Source organism: Sphingobium cloacae (assembly GCF_002355855.1).
Lineage (GTDB): Bacteria > Pseudomonadota > Alphaproteobacteria > Sphingomonadales > Sphingomonadaceae > Sphingobium > Sphingobium cloacae.
Genome location: NZ_AP017655.1, coordinates 352,044 through 369,015, shown reverse-complemented (window position 1 = coordinate 369,015; position 16,972 = coordinate 352,044). Strand labels below are relative to the sequence as shown.

15 protein-coding genes are annotated in these 16,972 nt (G+C 64.0%); 8 read left to right on the top strand and 7 right to left on the bottom strand.

Annotation, left to right across the window (positions count from 1 at the left end; all coding sequences use genetic code 11):
- Positions 1-73: 73 nt before the first annotated feature.
- From SCLO_RS01940 to SCLO_RS01930, 3 genes are all read right to left on the bottom strand, one after another.
- Positions 74-1,681 (bottom strand): inorganic phosphate transporter, encoded by a 1,608-nt coding sequence (locus SCLO_RS01940; RefSeq protein WP_066518534.1) that lies wholly within the window; start codon positions 1,679-1,681, stop codon positions 74-76.
- 264 nt (positions 1,682-1,945) lie between these two features.
- Positions 1,946-2,554, bottom strand: a complete 609-nt coding sequence (locus SCLO_RS01935) for an OmpA family protein (protein ID WP_066518531.1) — start codon at positions 2,552-2,554, stop codon at positions 1,946-1,948.
- A complete protein-coding gene (locus SCLO_RS01930) occupies positions 2,551-4,404 on the bottom strand; it encodes a cation:proton antiporter (protein ID WP_066518529.1) in 1,854 nt (617 codons plus the stop codon). The genes SCLO_RS01935 and SCLO_RS01930 overlap by 4 nt, the downstream gene beginning before the upstream one ends.
- 334 nt (positions 4,405-4,738) lie before the next feature.
- Here SCLO_RS01930 and SCLO_RS01925 point away from each other — a divergent pair, with 334 nt between their 5' ends.
- The 3 genes from SCLO_RS01925 to SCLO_RS01915 all read left to right on the top strand — a co-directional run bounded on the left by SCLO_RS01925 (position 4,739) and on the right by SCLO_RS01915 (position 7,154).
- Entirely contained in the window at positions 4,739-5,926 is a 1,188-nt protein-coding gene (locus SCLO_RS01925) for a helix-turn-helix domain-containing protein (protein WP_066518524.1), read from the top strand.
- A 394-nt stretch (positions 5,927-6,320) separates the two neighbouring features.
- Positions 6,321-6,737 (top strand): MarR family winged helix-turn-helix transcriptional regulator, encoded by a 417-nt coding sequence (locus SCLO_RS01920; protein WP_066518520.1) that lies wholly within the window; start codon positions 6,321-6,323, stop codon positions 6,735-6,737.
- Complete coding sequence (locus tag SCLO_RS01915) at positions 6,738-7,154, top strand: acyl-CoA thioesterase (RefSeq protein ID WP_066518518.1); 417 nt, start codon at positions 6,738-6,740, stop codon at positions 7,152-7,154.
- Between the two features lie 75 nt (positions 7,155-7,229).
- On the opposite strand, the gene SCLO_RS01910 is transcribed toward SCLO_RS01915, so the two are convergent.
- Entirely contained in the window at positions 7,230-8,147 is a 918-nt protein-coding gene (locus tag SCLO_RS01910; RefSeq protein ID WP_066518516.1) for a fumarylacetoacetate hydrolase family protein, read from the bottom strand.
- Between the two features lie 18 nt (positions 8,148-8,165).
- Entirely contained in the window at positions 8,166-9,290 is a 1,125-nt protein-coding gene (locus SCLO_RS01905) for a cupin domain-containing protein (protein WP_066518569.1), read from the bottom strand.
- 111 nt (positions 9,291-9,401) lie between these two features.
- Between SCLO_RS01905 and SCLO_RS01900 the strand changes: the two genes are divergently transcribed.
- Together SCLO_RS01900 and SCLO_RS01895 are read left to right on the top strand one after the other, a co-directional pair.
- Complete coding sequence (locus SCLO_RS01900; protein ID WP_066518514.1) at positions 9,402-10,340, top strand: carbon-nitrogen hydrolase family protein; 939 nt, start codon at positions 9,402-9,404, stop codon at positions 10,338-10,340.
- A gap of 4 nt (positions 10,341-10,344) precedes the next feature.
- Positions 10,345-10,974 carry a flavin reductase family protein gene (locus SCLO_RS01895; protein WP_066518511.1) on the top strand — a complete coding sequence of 210 codons (630 nt, stop codon included), beginning with the start codon at positions 10,345-10,347 and terminating at the stop codon, positions 10,972-10,974.
- A gap of 3 nt (positions 10,975-10,977) precedes the next feature.
- Here SCLO_RS01895 and SCLO_RS01890 read toward each other — a convergent pair whose 3' ends face one another.
- The gene (locus SCLO_RS01890; RefSeq protein ID WP_066518508.1) at positions 10,978-12,372 is read right to left on the bottom strand and encodes a serine hydrolase domain-containing protein; all 1,395 of its coding nucleotides are present in this window, start codon (positions 12,370-12,372) and stop codon (positions 10,978-10,980) included.
- A 100-nt stretch (positions 12,373-12,472) separates the two neighbouring features.
- Complete coding sequence (locus SCLO_RS01885; RefSeq protein WP_123905430.1) at positions 12,473-13,837, bottom strand: helix-turn-helix domain-containing protein; 1,365 nt, start codon at positions 13,835-13,837, stop codon at positions 12,473-12,475.
- Positions 13,838-14,126: 289 nt separating this feature from the next.
- Between SCLO_RS01885 and SCLO_RS01880 the strand changes: the two genes are divergently transcribed.
- From SCLO_RS01880 to SCLO_RS01870, 3 genes are all read left to right on the top strand, one after another.
- Positions 14,127-14,498: a DUF6152 family protein gene (locus tag SCLO_RS01880; protein ID WP_096362076.1), complete on the top strand. Its 372-nt coding sequence runs from the start codon at positions 14,127-14,129 to the stop codon at positions 14,496-14,498.
- Between the two features lie 139 nt (positions 14,499-14,637).
- Entirely contained in the window at positions 14,638-15,489 is an 852-nt protein-coding gene (locus SCLO_RS01875; RefSeq protein WP_197705120.1) for a hypothetical protein, read from the top strand.
- A gap of 84 nt (positions 15,490-15,573) precedes the next feature.
- Positions 15,574-16,896 carry a DUF4185 domain-containing protein gene (locus SCLO_RS01870; protein WP_197705119.1) on the top strand — a complete coding sequence of 441 codons (1,323 nt, stop codon included), beginning with the start codon at positions 15,574-15,576 and terminating at the stop codon, positions 16,894-16,896.
- Positions 16,897-16,972 lie beyond the last annotated feature (76 nt).

Below are 16,972 nucleotides of genomic sequence, written 5' to 3'. Positions count from 1 at the left end.
CCCAGATCAGGCCCGGCGCGGTCGATCCGCCGGGCGCGAAAAGATCGGAGAAATCGTCCGTATGCGGCCTCCGTCAGCCGAAGAGGCGGGAAAAGACGATGTAAAGCCCGCCCGCCAGGCCGATCGACACAGGCAGCGTCAGCACCCAGGCCATCAGCAGGTTGCGGATCGTGCTCATCTGAAGGCCGGACCTGTTCGCCGCCATCGTCCCCGCCACGCCGGAGGAGAGGACATGGGTGGTCGAAACCGGCAGGCCCAGATGATCCGCGCCGAAGATGGTGGCCATGGCGACGATCTCGGCCGAGGCGCCCTGCGCATAGGTGAGATGCGACTTGCCGATCTTCTCCCCGACCGTCACCACGATCCGCTTCCAGCCGACCATGGTGCCCAGCCCCAGCGCGAAGGCCACGGCGACCTTGACCCAGACCGGGATGAAGCGCGTGCCGACGTCCAGCGACCCCTTGTAGGTCGAGAGGGTCTGCATGCCGGCTTCCGGCAGCGGCGCCGTCTTTTCCTTGCCGAGCCGCTTGATCGCTTCGGAGGCGAGATACATGTCGTTGCGGATGTTGCCGACGGCGGCGGCGGGCACCTTCGCCAGCGAGCCATAGTCGCCGACCTGCCTGTCCACGTCGCGGATCAGCACGCCGAGCGCGGGCAGGGTTTCGGCCGTATAGCGCTTGTCGGCGATATAGGCAGTCATCTGCGCGCGCGCTTTTTCAGAGGACGCATCGGGCAGCGGGGCAGCGCCCACCGCATTGGCGGCGGCCATCGAGTTCGCATGGAACTGCGCCGTATAATGGGCCGGAACAGCGCGGTTGAGCGCATAGGCGGTCGGCACGGTGCCGATGAGGATCAGCATGATGAGGCCCATGCCCTTCTGTCCGTCATTCGACCCATGGGCGAAGCTGACGCCGGTGCAGGTGAAGATCAGCAGGCCGCGAATCCAGAATGGCGGGGGCAGGCCGTCCTTCGGCTCCTCATAGAGAGCCTTGTTGCGGATCAGCACCTTCATGGCGAGGAACAGCAGCGCGGCGACGCCGAAACCGATCAGCGGCGAGAACAGCAGCGCCTGCCCGATTTCGGTCGCCTTGCTCCAGTCCACGCCCGACGTGCCGCTCTTGCCGTGCATCATAGCGTTAGCGACGCCCACGCCGATGATCGAACCGATCAGCGTATGCGAACTGGACGAGGGGATGCCCAGCCACCAGGTCGCAAGGTTCCAGACGATCGCGGCGATCAGCAGCGCGAAGACCATCGCGAAGCCCGCGCTGGACCCCACGCGCAGGATCAGTTCGACGGGGAGCAGCGACACGATGCCGAAGGCGACGACGCCGGTCGACAGCAGGACGCCGAGGAAATTGAAGAAGCCCGACCATATCACCGCCACATGGGCAGGCATGGCATGGGTGTAGATCACCGTCGCCACCGCATTGGCGGTGTCATGGAAGCCGTTCACGAATTCGAAGCCCAGCGCGATCAGCAGCGCGATGAACAGCAGGATGAAGGGCAGATAGGTGGTGGTCGGCACGCCCGCCGCGCTGGCGTCCGCATAGATGCTGTAGGCGACGTACAGGATGGCCGCGAGCAGCGCCGCGCCGAATCCGATCGTCCCGGCGATCCCCAACCCCCGGTCGAGTTCGGGGCGGACAGCAGGGCCCGGCAGCGCGGCAGTGGCGTTCATGGGATCATCCTTCGATTCTCTGATTGCCGCCTGCTAGAAGGCCATGATGACATTTTGATTGCAGTGCCGGTTCAGTGGCCCTGCCATTTCTTCGCGGCGCCGCCGATCATCATCGCGGCATGTGCCGGGCACGAACCTGCACAAGGGCATAAGTCTTTATTGCCCGTGCCCGGCGACGGGCTCAGTCATGGTCCGCTGGAGAGGATGAGGAGGACAAAGCCCGCCGGCGTTTCGGAGAAGGCGGACCAGCTTCAGGGTTGGGCCTCACTCGCCTGGCGGGGCAGGATCGATGACCGGCGGCGGCAGGCCAACCTCTATCTCGACCCTCCTGTTCTTGGCCCGGCCTTCGGGATCGTCACTGCCATCGGCCTTGGCGCTCGGCGCAACGGGCCGATATTCGCCCAGGGCGATGATGGAGATGCGATCCTGCGCCACGCCCCTGGACAAGAGATAGTCCTTCACGGCCTCCGCCCGGTGCCGGGACGCCGCCAGATTATCGGCGTCCGATCCGCGCGCATCGCTATGGCCGCGCAGGATGATCGGCCCCTCTTCGGCCATGACGGGTTCGGCCAGCAGCTTGTCGATCCGGTCCTGTCCTTCCGCATCCAGCTTCATGCCGCGATCGGGAAAGGGAATGGTGATCGAAACCGGCTCGGCCCTGGACGCCGATGCGGGCGCGTCCACGATGGAAGGACGGATGATCGACTTGCCCGGCGGTTCCGCCGCGTTCGAGCTTGCCACGGGCGATGCCAGATTGCCCGGCGCATCGTTCGAGATATTGCCGGCCGCATCCTCCTTGTCGCGCCCTGCCGGGCCGCAAGCCGCGAGCGCCAACGCCGAGGTGAGCGCACAGATGATCGCTTGTCTTTTCATGCCGGAATCCTGCTCCTGCTATCGTCCTCATCCGGTTTGCCCTGCCCCTCCCCGGCCTGCTCCGCGTGGCGGAAGGGAACGTAGGACAGGATGGTGTCTCCCGGTTGCGGCGTGGGCCGCGTGGCATGGGTGAAGAAGAGCAGCTTGCCGTCGCGGCGGATGAGCAGCAGCATGTCGCTCCCTTCGGGCAGGGCCTGCTGCGCCGCCTCGAAATCAAACTGCTCGCTGATCTTCGTCTTGCGGAAGACCCAGCCCGCCTTCTCCCGCGCCAATATCTCCTCCACGCCAAGGCCGGAGGTGAACATGGCGCGCCCACGCAGGGCTTCGGGCAGGCTGCGATGGTCGTCCTGTTCGCTGGCGTCCCCTAGCTGGTAGACCGCGTCCCGGCCGATGTCCGGCGCGAACTCGCTGCATACCAGGGCATTATAGGCTTCGTTGTCGGATGTCGCCGCCAGCACCTGAAAACGGTTGAAGTCCAGGCGCTCCTCGGTCGATTCCGACAGGATCTCGCCATGATAGGTATCGAGACCCGCCTGCCGCGCGGGCGCCAGCCGGTTCCAGCTCGTGTCGCTGATCGTCACCGGCACGCCCACCTGCTTGAGCTGGCCCGCCAGTTCCAGGCTCCAGGGCGTCGCGCCGACGATCAGCAGCCCTTTTTCATCCGCGCCCGTCACCTTGAGCCAGCGCGCGACCCGTCCGATGCTGAAGCCGTGGGCCAGGATGGTCGCCACCACGACCGAGAAGGACAGCGTGACGAGGATGCTGCCGTCGCTATAGCCGATCCGGTCGAGCCGCAGCGCGAACAGGCCGGACACCGCCACCGCGACGATGCCGCGCGGCGCGATCCAGGCGACCAGCAGCCGCTCGTTCCACGGCACCCGGCTGAAGGCCAGGCTGAGCAGGACCGTGGCCGGCCGCACCAGAAAGAGCAGCGCGAGCAGGAAAGCGAGGAAGCGCCATTCGAACTGGCGCAGCACTTCCAGGTTGAGCGAGGCGGAAAGCAGCACGAACACGCCGGAAATCAGGAGAACCGTGATATTTTCCTTGAACGGATGGATGTCGCGCATGGAATCGAGCCGCATATTGGCGATGGCGATGCCCATGATGGTGACGGCGAGCAGGCCGGTTTCCTGCTGCACCAGATTGGAAAGCACGAAAGCGCCGATGACCGACACCAGCAGCACCGGGGCCTTGAGATATTCGGGCACATGGCCGCGCGGGAAGGCCCAGGCGATGGCGCGGGCCATGCCATAGCCAATCAGGCCGGCCACCACCGCCGCGCCGATCAGCGAAAGGACCACGGCCAGCAAGGTGCCTCCATCCTCCGACCGCCGCAGATATTCATAGGTCAGGACGGCGCAAAGCGCGCCGAAGGGATCATTGACGATCGCTTCCCATTTCAGGATGGCGCGCGGACGCGGCGCGACATTGCTCTGGCGCAGCAGGGGCAGGACGACGGTCGGGCCGGTCACCACCAATATGCCCGCGAACAGGATGGCGACCGGCCAGACCAGTCCCGCGACATAGTAGCAGGCGACCGCCCCCAATATCCATCCGATCGGCACGCCGATCAGCACCAGCCGCGTGACCGCGCCTTCGGTCTTGCGCAACTCCCGGAAATTGAGGCTCAAACCTCCCTCGAACAGGATGAGGGCGACCGCGATCGACACCATCGGCTCCAGCATCTCGCCGAATGTGCGTTCGGGCTGGATAAGTCCCGTGACCGGGCCGGCGATGACGCCCGCCGCCAGCATCAGCGCGATGGCGGGCCAACCGGTGCGCCATGCGACCCACTGCGCGCCGATGCCAAGAACGCCGATCAGCGCGATAACGAGTGCCTGTTGCTCCATGATGGCTTCATAACCGCCAAGCAGGGCGATGGTAACCGGCAGATTTGAAATTATGGCGGCGGATCGGGCCGGGCAGCGCGCCGACGGCCCAGAACCCCTGGCGAGCCCGCATCGCCGCATCGTAAAAAAGCCAATTTTCCACCTGTTCTAACCGTTCACAACCGTTACAGGTCAAGATCAATCGCCAGCGAATCCGAGCTTCTGCTTGTGATCCGCCGCGACACCGCTACGCTTTTGCACAGAACAGGCCGAGCCGGTTCGGGGTCGGCATTCTTGGGAGGATAATTTGCATTCAGGGGACGCCCCGGAGTCAGTCCAGGCGTTTGACGACGCAGTGGCGCAGGTCCGGATCGCGCTCGCCGCGGGACGGTCGACGGTATTCCTGCGCCTGTTCGATTTCCTGGTCGAACGATCGCAGGACGACCGATCGCCCAAGGAGGTCGAAATCGCGCTCGCGGTTTTCGGCGATGACGGGATTCGCGAAAATGCGGCCGACTCCACGGTGCGCGTCTATGTGCATCGCCTGCGCAAACGGCTCGACGAATTCTATGCCGGCAAGACCGGCCCCCGGCTCATGATCCCGAAGGGGGAATATCGGATCGTCCTGGGATCGGGCCCCGGAGCCGTGGTCTATGGGCGGCGGCTGCCATGGCGTCCGCCCCTGCCGTCGCGGCGCACGGCCGTCATAGCGGGCGTCGTCGCCCTCGTCATCGCGGCGGCCCTTGTCCTGTGGGCCGTCTCGCCGCGCAAGGAAGCCGACCCGCGCGCCCGGGCACTGGGAGCGACGGCCTTCTGGCGCTCGATCGCCAGCGGCCCGCCTCCCCTGATCGTGGCGGGAAGCTCCTTCATGGTCGCGGAAACCCGTGACCAGAAACAGATCAGCCGCATCATCCTCGACCCCGAGATCAGTTCGCGCGAGGATCTGGGACAACATCTGAAGACGCATCCCGAAGATTTTTACCGTCTTTACGATCTCGACCTGAACTTCTCCCCTTCCGGCACCGCAATTGCCGCATGGGATATTCAGGATATCCTGTCGGGCCTCGGCATGGCGTCGGCCGGCGCCCTGCCCATCGCGATCTCTTCGAAGCTGGACCCGAACATGCTGGCGACCAACAGCATTGTCTATGTCGGCCGGCTTTCCAGCCTGGGGCCGATCGCCGCGCCCCTGTTCCGCGCTTCCCGGCTGCGGCCCGGCGGCGCCTATAACGAACTGGTCGATACGTCATCGGGCCGGCATTATCTGGCCGATCCGGAGCCGGGGAAGACCCGCGCGCCGCGGAAGGACTATGGATATATCGGGAGGTTTTCCGGCCCGTCCGGCAATGTCATCGTCGTGATCGGCGGCATCGGGGATACCGGCGTGGAGAGCATGGCCGCGCTGGTCTCCGATCCGGCGCAATTGCGCGCTATCGACGCCAGAATTGCCGGCGCGGCCAGGTTCGAAGCCCTTTTCGAAGTGAGCGCGATCGACGATGTGATCGTCGACCGCCGACTGGTGCTGGCCCGCGCATTGAACTAGACGTCAGGCGAAAATGGCCGATTTGGAACATGACATGACGGACCGATGGCCCGTGGCCTGAGCGGAGACTGCGCGCGATCCGGCAAGTCACCCGCTCAAAGCAGGAGATGAGGGAAAGCGCGGACAGTGGAGGCGAGGGAGGCATTTCGTCCCGGCGTCGGCCATGTCGATGCCTGCCCGGCGATCAAGATGCTTGGACAATCCGTCATTTTGCTTTAGGCTTAAAATAAAAGGAGACTAGCCATGCGCATTGCCTGTCCGGGCAGTGAACCCGCCACTATCCGTTTCGCCCGGTCGATGCAATCGCGCCATTCGGACCAGGATATCCATGACGGAGCATAGACCCGCAAACGAGCCATTCCGTCCTGAAGGGGCCGGATCGACGGACCTGCGCATGTGGGTCCACCTCCTGAGTTGCGCCAAGATCGGGGAAAAGCGGCTTCGGCGCAATTTCGAGGAGCAGTTCGGCACCACCCTGCCCCGCTTCGACGTGATGGCGGCGCTTTACCGTGCGCCGGAGGGCCTGAGGATGGGCGAGCTGTCGCGCACATTGCTCGTGTCGAACGGCAATGTGACGTCGATCGTCAGACAGCTTCAGGCACAGGGGTTCGTGCGATCGGTCATCGACCCGAACGACACGCGGTCGGCGATCGTTTCGCTGACACAGGAAGGCCAGGAGCGGTTCAAGCTGTTGGCCGAGGCCCATCACAAATGGATCGCGGACGCCTTCCGCGGTTTTCCGGCCGAGCGGATGGAAGCCCTGGTGGACCTTTTGTCCGGATTGAAATCGACACTGATGAGGAATGACTGAATGACGTTCGAGACCCGGACGGAGGTGCGCTTCGCCCATGTCGATGCCGCTGGCATCGTCTTTTATCCGCGCTATTTCGAGATGCTGAACGCGGCAGTGGAGGATTGGTGCGCGCAGGCGCTGGGCGTGGATTTCCGGACGATGCATGTCGAACGCCGCATCGGCGTGCCCACCGTGAAGCTCCATGTCGACTTCCTCTCGCCCAGCGCGCTGGGCGACCGGCTGACCATCACCCTTCGCACCCGCGAGATCGGCCGCGCCAGCTGCCGGCTGGCGGTCTCCTTCGCGGGCGACGGGCGCGAGCGGTTGAAGGCGGAGGTGACGCTGGTGTGCATGGATATCGATGCCCAGCGCGCGATCCCGTGGCCTGACGATATGCGCGCCCGGATGGTCGAGGGCCTCGTGCCGGCGGAGTGACCGGAACCGTGCCTCCATCTTCGGGGACATGGCGGACGCCCGGTGAGGCGACCGCCATATCCCCGGCTGCATGGTTCAGACCGCGGCAGCGACCACGGGATGCCGCAACTGGCCGATCCCCTCGACCGTGGCGACGATGACGTCGCCGGGCCAGACCCATTCCTGCGGATCGCGTCCGGCGCCCACGCCCGCAGGCGTTCCGGTCGCGATGATATCGCCCGGTTCGAGCGTGATGCCCTGGCTGATGTCAGCGATCAGTTCGTCCACCTTGAACAGCATGTAGGCGGTGTTGCTGCGCTGCTTTTCCACGCCATTGACCGTCAGCCACAGGTCCAGCGTCTGCGGGTCGGGAATTTCATCGGCGGTGACGACGACGGGCCCCATCGGCGCGTAGCCGTCCTGCCCCTTGGAATAGATCCACTGTCCGGCCCGCCGGCAGTCGCGCGCGCTCATGTCGATGCACACCGTATAGCCGAAGACGTGCCGCAGCGCCGTGTCGCGCGATACCCTTCTGGCCGTCGTGCCGATGATCGCGGCGAGTTCGACTTCCCAGTCGAGCTGCTGGGTGATCCCGGCATTATGCGGGATCGGCTCGTCAGGGCCGATGACGGTCGTCGGCGGCTTGGAGAAGATCACCGGCTGGCGCGGCAAATCCGCCGAGGTGTCGAGAGACTTGGCGCTTTCAGCGACATGCTCGGTATAGTTAAGACCGATGCCGAAGATATTCTTGCGCGGACGCGGGATCGGCGCGAGCAGCTTCACGTTCGCGAGCGGAACAGCCGTGCCGAGCGGAAAGGAACCGCCGCATCCGTCGAGAAGCTCCGTCGCAATGGCCACTGCCTGCGGGCCGAGGTCGATGAACTCCAGCATCGAGGATGGGAACGGCACCGCCTTCGCCTCGCCGAAGCGGGCGAGGTCGACGACAAGATCGCCGACTACAGCGCCCAGGCGAGCGGCGGTTTCAACGGTGGCGCGATAGGTTACAAGACGCATGTTCTTCCTTCTGGATTGTCAGACGATGGGTTGATGGCCGCCATTTTCGCCCAGCGCTTCCTCACGATAGAGGCCGAGCGCGCGCATCGCGGGCAGGTCATGAAAGCTGAAGAGGCAGGCCGTGTCGGTGTCGGACGCATTGGCATGCTCATGATACATCCAGGCCGGGACGACGAAGATGTCGCGCTCCCGCCAATCGAACCGCCGGCCATTGATGATCGACCAGCCGCTGCCCTTCGCGCACTGGTAGACGAAGCTGCCGGTCTGCCGATGGGCCTTCGTCCGCTCACCCGGGCGGAGCATCTGCATCGTGGCGCCGATCGTCTGCATGACCGGGCCGCCCGTATGCGGGTTCACATAATCCATGATGATCCCGTCATAGGGCGATCCATCGGTGACGCGGGCATAGCGCTCCAACGCCTCATAGGTCGGTTCCCACTCATATTTCAGCAGCGGGGAATAGGGCCGGGTCCAGCCGACGCCAGCGGGACGCAGGCCCGACCCGGCCCACATCGCGAGACTGTCGTCCACCGGAAAGGTGACCGCCTGGTTGAGGTCGGGGTGCACTTCGTAGAAATTGGCTTCCAGCGCGTTCATCAGCGGAATGTCGAGCCCGTCCTGCCAGATGCAGATCGACCCGTCTTCCGACACGCCATGTTCGTGCCAGGTGCCGTTGGGCGTCAGCACGAAGTCGTTGCGGCCAAGCGTCATCTTGTGCCCGTCGACATTCGTGAAGGCCCCGCTGCCTTCCATGATGAAACGCAGCGCCGAGGCGCTGTGCCGGTGGCTCGACGCGCATTCGCCCGGCGCCATGACCTGAAGGCCGGAATAGAGCCAGCCGACAGCGGCCACCACGTCCGACCGCCCTTCATTCTCCAGATAGATGACGCGCCGGCCCGCCTGCTCCGGGGTCACCAGCTCGAGCGCCTTCAGCACATCGTCGCGCAGGTCCGCATAGCGCCACAGCATGGGCACCGAGGAGGAAACAGGCTCCCATGGCTCGATCTTGTTGGCGACGGTCCAGAGCGCGCCGGTGCCCAGCGTCGAGAGCCGGCGATAATAATCGACCAGTTCGGGCGTGTCGGACACATTGGCCCGGCCGATGACGTCTTCGCGGTATCGATCGTAGCTCGGCTGGCTCATGGCCATCTCCCATGCAAGATATTATAGGCTTAAAATATATTGCTCTCCCGCAAAATGCAAGTAGTCTAACGGCGATCGACCGCGGACAGACCGCATTTCGAAAGGAGCATCATGTCCTCACCCTTCCGCGCCGCCGTCGTGCAGGCCTCATCAATACCGCGCGACTCGCTCGCCTCCGCGCGCAAGGCCGCAAAGCTCATTCACGAGGCCGCCGGAAAAGGCGCGCGGCTGATCGTCTTTCCCGAAGCGTTTCTGGGCGATTATCCAAAAGGCGCGTCCTTCGGCACGCCCGTCGGCATGCGCCGCCCCGAAGGCCGCGAGGATTTCCGCCGCTATCATGAAGCGGCCATCGATCTGGACGGGCCGGAGATCGAACTGCTGAGCGAAGCGACCCACGCGACCGGCGCCTTCGTCGTGATCGGCGTGATCGAGCGCGACGGCGGGACGGTCTATTGCACCGCCCTGTTCCTCGACGGCGAAAAAGGGCTGGTGGCCAAGCACCGCAAGCTGATGCCGACCGGCGCCGAGCGGCTGATCTGGGGCTTTGGCGACGGGTCGACGATGCCGGTCATCGAAACCGGACTCGGCAGGATCGGCGCCGTCATCTGCTGGGAAAACTATATGCCGATGATGCGCATGGCGATGTACGACCGGGGGATCACCCTCTATTGCGCGCCGACGGCCGACGACCGCGACAGCTGGGCGGCGACGATGCGGCATGTCGCGCTGGAAGGGCGATGCTTCGTCCTTTCGGCCTGCCAATATATCACGCGGGGCGCGTGGCCCGAGGATTTCGACTGCGCGCTCGGCGACGATCCCGACACCGTGCTGTTGCGCGGGGGATCGATGATCGTCGCACCGCTGGGCGCGACGCTCGCGGGTCCGCATTTCGACGGTGAGGACATTCTTTACGCGGACATCGATCCCGACGAGGTCATCCGCGGCAAATATGATTTCGATGTCGCGGGGCATTATGCGCGCCCCGACATCTTCACACTTCATGTCAACGTCGGACCACAACGCGCGGTAAAGCGCGAAGGCGGCGAATAAGCAGATGGATTTCGCCTTCGCCCACATGGCCGCAGCCGACCGCTATAAGCTGATGAGCGCCGCGATCACGCCACGGCCGATCGCCTGGCTCACGACCCGTTCGGCCGACGGGGTCGACAATGCCGCGCCTTACAGCTTCTTCAACATGATGGGGTCCGAACCGCCGCTCGTGGCGATCGGGCTGATGCGGCGGCCGGACGGATCGCGCAAGGACAGCGCGGCCAATATCCTCGATACCGGCGAGTTCGTGGTCAACCTCGTCAGCGAAGCGGACGCGGCGGCGATGAACTTCACCTGCATCGATGCGCCGCCCGATTTCGACGAACTGGCCCATGGGGGGATCGCAACCGCGCCCTCGCTCTCCGTTGCCCCTCCCCGGATCGCCTCCGCGCCGGTCTCGATGGAGTGCCGCCTGTTCCAGACCGTGGAAGCGGGATTGACGACGATCGTCCTGGGCGAGGTGCATCATTTCCACATTCGCGACGACCTGGTCGACAGCGAGCGGCTGCATGTCGATACGCTGGCCATGCAGCTAGTCGCGCGGATGCACGGCGCGGGATGGTACACCCGCTGTTCCGACCTGTTCCAGTTGGCGCGGCCCGTCTACGCCGATTGGCGTGAAACGAACGGCTGACCGTCAGAGCGGCGCATCCCACGCGCCGACCGGCACGATTTCGAGGTCGCCGATCCGGCCGTCCGCCGCGATGGCGATCCTCGTTTCGACAATGCCCTTCTCAAAGCGCGCGCGATAGCGATAGCGCGTCTCTCCACAGGCGGCCGCACGATCGAAAAGCGCGACATCCTGCAATGCCCCCAGCGCCGAGAGCGACTGGCGCTGCATGGCCGTCAGCTCATCATAATCCAGTTTCGCGAAATCGACGAAATCCGCGTGGCGCGTGCGGTCCTGCACGATATCGCCGAGCAATCGCTCGATGCGTTGCTTCATCTGCGGGTCGCGCTCCTCGATGGCGGCGGCGGGCTTTCGGGCAAGCTTCGGCTCGATCAGCCCCGCGACCCCGCGCGCAATGGCGTCGGCATCGGCATCGTCGCTGTTGGCGAACACCGTCACGGTCAGGTTATCGTCGAGATAGCGGATGGCGAAGGTCTGGAAACCCTGCCAGCTTCCCGCGTGCCACCAGGCGCCGCGCGCGCCCGCCTTTTCCTGGTGCCAGCCGAACCCATAGGGGACAGCGCATCCGGCGGCGATGCGGGCCGGCTTCGCGATCTCCGCCCATGACGAGGGCCTGAGTATACGGCCGGAAGCCATGCCTTCCGCCCAGGCCGCATAATCAAGCGGCGAGAGATAGAGCGAACCGTCCGCCGTCGAATTCGCGGTCGACGAAATCCACTCGGCGTTTTGCAGCCCTTTTTCACGCCGTTCATAGCCCGCGGCCCGATTGGGGATGACCGCCAGTTCGTCGATGGCACGCGCCGTCCGCATCCCGAGCGGAACGAAGACCCGTCGCGAGAGGAAGTCGGCATAATATTCGCCGGACACGCGCTTTATCATGAAACCCAGCACGATATAGTCGGCATAGCTGAACCGCCAGCGCGATCCGGCGGCGAAGTTCAGATCCTGTTTCGTGATGATCGCCAGCAATTGTTCGTCGCTATAGTCGGTCCGGAAATCCCCGTTGGGCGTCGCCGGAATGCCCGATATGTGGTTGAGCAAGTGCCGGATCGTGACGGGTTGCCAGCTTTCGGGGACTTCAGGCAGATATGTGCGAATGGAATCGTCGAGCCGGATCTTGCCGTCCTCGACCAGCAGCATGACCGCCGCGGCGGTGAGTTGCATGCCGATGGCCCCGCTCTTGAACAGGGTGTCGGCATGCACCGGCACCTTGTGTTCCAGATTCGCGAAGCCATATCCCTGGGCGCGCAGGAGCCGCCCTTCGCGCGTCACCGCGATGGCGAGGCCCGGTATGTCCTGCCGCGCCATGGCGGCCTGGAGATAGTCGTCCACGACATCGGCACGGGCGGACAGTGGCAAGCTGGCCAGCGCCACCGCGAGGAAAAATCGCTTGTTCTTCATGGGAAGACATTGCCACCATTGCAGACGATCATAATGGCCGAACCGGTCAATATCTTGCCTGAAGCGGCCAGCATCCGGCGCATGCGCCGCCGCGGGCCGATCAGGATCGCGCCGGGGTCGACCGGGGCTTGTCCCAGATGCCCTGCGAGCGCAGCTTGCGCTTGAGCACCAGCGCAGAGCCGAGGTTCAGGCTGCCCATGGTCCGCACCTGATACAGCGCGACCATTCCCTGCGGCGCGCCCGTCCCGGACAGCCTTGCCGCGTTGAGCTTCTCGGGACTCCGCGCCAGTTCGGCCATTTCCAGCAGCCCGGCGTCGCGCGTACCGGCAATGACAAAGATGTTATTGCCCGACGGTCCGGGAAGGCGAGCGATATAGCCGTAATCCCGGCGCGGAATCCTCTCTTCGGTCAGCACGAGGCCGTCGGATCGGTAGGTGCGGCCGGACACACGATCGATCATCTCATTTTCGGTAGGGCCGACCTTCAGCCCCGACGCGAGGAACAACGGGTCACGCAGCAGAGGGCCAAGGTCGCCGAGTTGGCCGACATAGACGATGTCGGACGATTTCAGGATGTCGGGGGTGAGTTGCGAGGCGGAAATCACCCGGATGCGCGCCCGCCCCCGGCCCTTGACGCCCACAAGCGCCGCGCGGATGTCGCGCAGTGCCGTGACCGAGCTTGACGGAACATAATGCTGGTTCAGCACGGTGGTGCTTTTCGCCTCGTCCGGCCGGCGCATCAGATGGACATACAAATCCTCGCTCGCCGCGATCGACCGATCCCAGACCAGCCGTGGCGGCGCGGACGCGTTCGCCCCCTGGGGCGGCGCCTGGCCGAAGAGATATTTGTCGCCCAGCACGATCGTCGTCGGCCGCACGTTCGTCGCGAGCGGCCGCCAGAAGGCCGTCGCCGCGAGGCGGTCACCGTCCGGCCGCTGGACGAGGAAAAACAGGAAGGCCAGCATCAGGAGCAGCGCCACGCCCAGGGCGACCAGCAGCCAACCCGGTTTCCGGCGCGTACCATTCGACGCCATGCCCTTGTCCTGCGGCGGGGACGGACCGCTCTGCTCGGCTGATGCGGGTTCCTTCAACTCGATGCGATATTCGCCCTTGCGGATTTCGAGCGCGGGGCCCTCGCGGTCCGCATATACGCTTTCGGTGAGCTTGCGCAGGCGATGGACATAGACCCGCACCGTCGAATCCTGCGTCGAATCGATCACCCTGCCGTCGGAAAACACCTCATTGGCGATTTCGAGTTCGGTGGGCGGCCGGCCTTCGATCGTGCGGGCAAGGAGGAGTTCGAAAAGACGCGCCAATGTCCCCGTGCGCTTCGCGCGCAGCTCGGCGCGCAGCGGCTCGGCGGCGGCCAGCAGCGCCTGGTGATGCGGCGGAAGCGAATCTTCGCCGGCCGTCGGATCGCCGGCCCGCCCGTTAGGCGGCGAAGCAGAGTGGGAAGCCACTGTCATGCCGTTACGTATAGTGAACAATGCGGAACAAAGTCCAAGTCTTTCGGCACCCCACGTAACGCGGCCGTCCCGTGGAGAGAATGAAAAAGGTACGCAAATTCGCCACATTTCTCGCGACATGTAACGGTTTCACAACTGTTATTAGGCGTATTCACAACGTCCCCGCTGATAAATTCAGGCCATGTTTGGGTCAGGTACGGATTGCACCCAATCTCCCTTGCATCGCCATCGCGATGCCGGGGCAACAAGGAATGACCCTCGGGAGTGAGTGATGTTGATGAGGAAGAATATGCTGCTGGCCGCGACCATTTGTTTCGCGGCGCTGGCGGGCATGACGTCGGTCGCGGACGCGCACCATTCATTTGCCATGTTCGACCAGACCAAACAGTCCACCAAGACGAAGACGGTCGTCACCGAATTCCGATACACCAATCCCCATTCGTTCGTTCTCGTGAAAGCGCGGGACGAAAAAGGCGCCATGCAGATATTCACGCTGGAATGTAACAGCGTGAACATGTTGTCCCGCCTCGGCTGGAAACCCTCCATCCTTAAAGCCGGCGATGTTGTGGACATAACTTTCTACCCGCTGCGCAACGGAAAGCCGGGTGGGATGCTCAAGACCATCAAGACACCCGATGGAAAGACGCTCAACGCCTGGTGAATCCCCTGTCCCATGCGCCGACTGGGCGTCGGTCGTGGCTCATGCTACCACGACCGACGCTCCCGAAGAATCGGCAATTCCCGGGCACCATTGCGATGCATCCGTTCACCCATAATCTCGACATCCCTGGAGGATTCCGATGAAGTTTGCGAAAACCGTCCTGCTCGCCGCGGCGTTCATGCCATTCGCGTCCCATAGCAGCATCGCAAAGACCCAGCAGGCCAGCGCAAACACCCAGCCGGCCAGCACAAGCCCTCAGCAGGCCGGCGCGACAAATACGCCGCAGACGGCAGAGCCCAATATCACGGGCGTTTGGGAAATCTGGCCCGACCCTTTCGCGCCCGACCCCGTCACAGGTGAGGAGAATACCTTCCTTGAACTGCCAGTGCCCGGTGACGGCCCCAAGCTCAAGGAACCTTATGCGAGCGAGTGGAAGGCCATCCGCGCCGAACGCGATGCCAAGCTGAAAGCCGGTACGCCGCTGGCCGATCCCAACACATTGTGCATCCCCGAAGGCATGCCGTCGGTCATGGGCGCGATCTTTCCGCTCCAGATCCTCCAAACGCCGGGACAGATCACCGTTCTGGCCGAATTCCTCACCCAGACTCGCCGCATCTACCTGAACCGTAAGATGCCGCCCCTTGAGGACATCACCCCCGGCTATTACGGTATGTCGACCGCGAAATGGGAAGGCGATACCCTGGTGGTGACCACCAAGGGCGTCAAGGAGGATGTCCGCTTCTTCGAAATCCCGCACAGCGATGAGATGACGATCACGGAACGCATCCGTCTGACCGCACCCAATCTGATCGAAAACAAGATCACGATCGAGGATCCCAAGATGCTGCAGGAGCCATATACCTTCACTTATGGCTACAAGCGGAACGACGAATATGAAATGTCGGAATATTTCTGCGAGAAGGAAGATCCGCTGTTCAAGGTCGGTGAAGACGGCACCGTTCAGATGAAGACTGGCGAAGAGGTCAAGTAATGCCGCTCGGGCCTTGCCTCTCGCCTCCATGATCGCCTGAATAAGCCTGCTCCTGGAACGGGTCGCCCAAGGGAAACTCACCACATGACCGATAGACGCGATTTCCTGAAGGGAGCAGGCGCCGTCAGTATGGGCATCGCCCTGGCGCCGGCCGCCCTTGCCGCTGCACCGTTCGCCAGCAACAATGCCGAGCGGGTGCGCGCGGCACAGCGGCGCGACGACACCATCCTGCGGTTGGGAGGGCTGGGCGACGGATACAAGATGAGCTGGGCGGCCGACGACCGCCAGATCATCGCCGTCAATGACGGGCCGGGATGGGCCGACCCTCCCCAGGCTTTCTACAACAGCCGCCTGTGGGCGGCGGCAGGATCGCCCCCCGATGTGTCCTTCACCGACCTGCCGGGCTATCCCGAACTCAACCTGTCGGCCCGGCCCGAAGACGCGCCCCATTATTTTGGGCATGGCCTGCTGGCGGCGCGGGGCAGGCTCTACCAGTTCCTGAGCACGCTCGACCGGGCGGAGGATCGCCCGCGGCGCTGGACGGGCGCGAAGCTGATCTACTCCGACGACGGCGGATCGAACTGGCGCAACCGGGATGGATCGTCGCCTGTCGTGTGGGAGGATTGGGACGAGCAATCGCGCGATCGCTTCACCTTCTTCAACGAACCGGACGGGTGCTTCTCGCTGCTCTCGATCCTCCAGATGGGCCGTGATTATGGCGCGAACCGCGACGGCTATATCTATGTGTACGGAACCAACGGCAGCGTCGACGGCCGGATGAACGAACTGGTGCTGTTCCGGGCACCGGCGGACCGCCTTCCGGATCGTTCCGCCTATGAATATTATGCCGGGCAGCGGCGCGGCGACGCCCGCTGGACGGCGGATATCGGGCAGCGCAAACCCGTCCATGTCTTCCCGCGGGGATGGGTCAATTACACCAATCTCTTTCCCGGCGATCTGGTCGTGGAATCATGGCTCCCCAGCGTCGTCTTCAACGAGCCGCTGGGTCTGTACATGATGGCGAACGCGGGGATCGGCTGCGCGCCCGACGGAACCGAATTCGGCAAGCCGAGCTATTTCGGCATCTGGGTCGCCGCCACGCCGTGGGGACCGTGGCGGCAGATTCACGAAGAAACGGCATGGACGCCCGGCGGGGACGGCGAAGCACGCGCCTATGCGCCCCAGATTTCGCCGAAATGGATCGCGCCAGACGGAAAGTCCTTCTGGATCGCATGGGCGGACCTCAAGGGCATCCATGCCTTCGGACGCGACGAGGCGCTACTGTCGTCGGCGCTGGAAAAGGCGGAGGGACCGGCGCAGAACGCCGCCATCCAGACCGAATTCCTGCGGCGCTACATGCCGGGCTTCTCATGCAATGCGCAGCGCGTCGATCTGCGCATGACCTGATACGGACCGGGGAATGGCGCGGAACTCCGGTTGCCACCCAAATCATTTACTGATAAACATATGCATATTCATATTT

What these genes read in the sequence shown, in the direction of transcription:
- SCLO_RS01940 (WP_066518534.1), bottom strand. Translation starts at nt 1,681, where the DNA reads ATGAACGCCACTGCCGCGCTGCCGGGCCCTGCTGTCCGCCCCGAACTC.
- SCLO_RS01935 (WP_066518531.1), bottom strand. Translation starts at nt 2,554, where the DNA reads ATGAAAAGACAAGCGATCATCTGTGCGCTCACCTCGGCGTTGGCGCTC.
- SCLO_RS01930 (WP_066518529.1), bottom strand. Translation starts at nt 4,404, where the DNA reads ATGGAGCAACAGGCACTCGTTATCGCGCTGATCGGCGTTCTTGGCATC.
- SCLO_RS01920 (WP_066518520.1), top strand. Translation starts at nt 6,321, where the DNA reads ATGTGGGTCCACCTCCTGAGTTGCGCCAAGATCGGGGAAAAGCGGCTT.
- SCLO_RS01915 (WP_066518518.1), top strand. Translation starts at nt 6,738, where the DNA reads ATGACGTTCGAGACCCGGACGGAGGTGCGCTTCGCCCATGTCGATGCC.
- SCLO_RS01910 (WP_066518516.1), bottom strand. Translation starts at nt 8,147, where the DNA reads ATGCGTCTTGTAACCTATCGCGCCACCGTTGAAACCGCCGCTCGCCTG.
- SCLO_RS01905 (WP_066518569.1), bottom strand. Translation starts at nt 9,290, where the DNA reads ATGAGCCAGCCGAGCTACGATCGATACCGCGAAGACGTCATCGGCCGG.
- SCLO_RS01900 (WP_066518514.1), top strand. Translation starts at nt 9,402, where the DNA reads ATGTCCTCACCCTTCCGCGCCGCCGTCGTGCAGGCCTCATCAATACCG.
- SCLO_RS01895 (WP_066518511.1), top strand. Translation starts at nt 10,345, where the DNA reads ATGGATTTCGCCTTCGCCCACATGGCCGCAGCCGACCGCTATAAGCTG.
- SCLO_RS01890 (WP_066518508.1), bottom strand. Translation starts at nt 12,372, where the DNA reads ATGAAGAACAAGCGATTTTTCCTCGCGGTGGCGCTGGCCAGCTTGCCA.
- SCLO_RS01885 (WP_123905430.1), bottom strand. Translation starts at nt 13,837, where the DNA reads ATGACAGTGGCTTCCCACTCTGCTTCGCCGCCTAACGGGCGGGCCGGC.
- SCLO_RS01880 (WP_096362076.1), top strand. Translation starts at nt 14,127, where the DNA reads ATGCTGCTGGCCGCGACCATTTGTTTCGCGGCGCTGGCGGGCATGACG.
- SCLO_RS01875 (WP_197705120.1), top strand. Translation starts at nt 14,638, where the DNA reads ATGAAGTTTGCGAAAACCGTCCTGCTCGCCGCGGCGTTCATGCCATTC.
- SCLO_RS01870 (WP_197705119.1), top strand. Translation starts at nt 15,574, where the DNA reads ATGACCGATAGACGCGATTTCCTGAAGGGAGCAGGCGCCGTCAGTATG.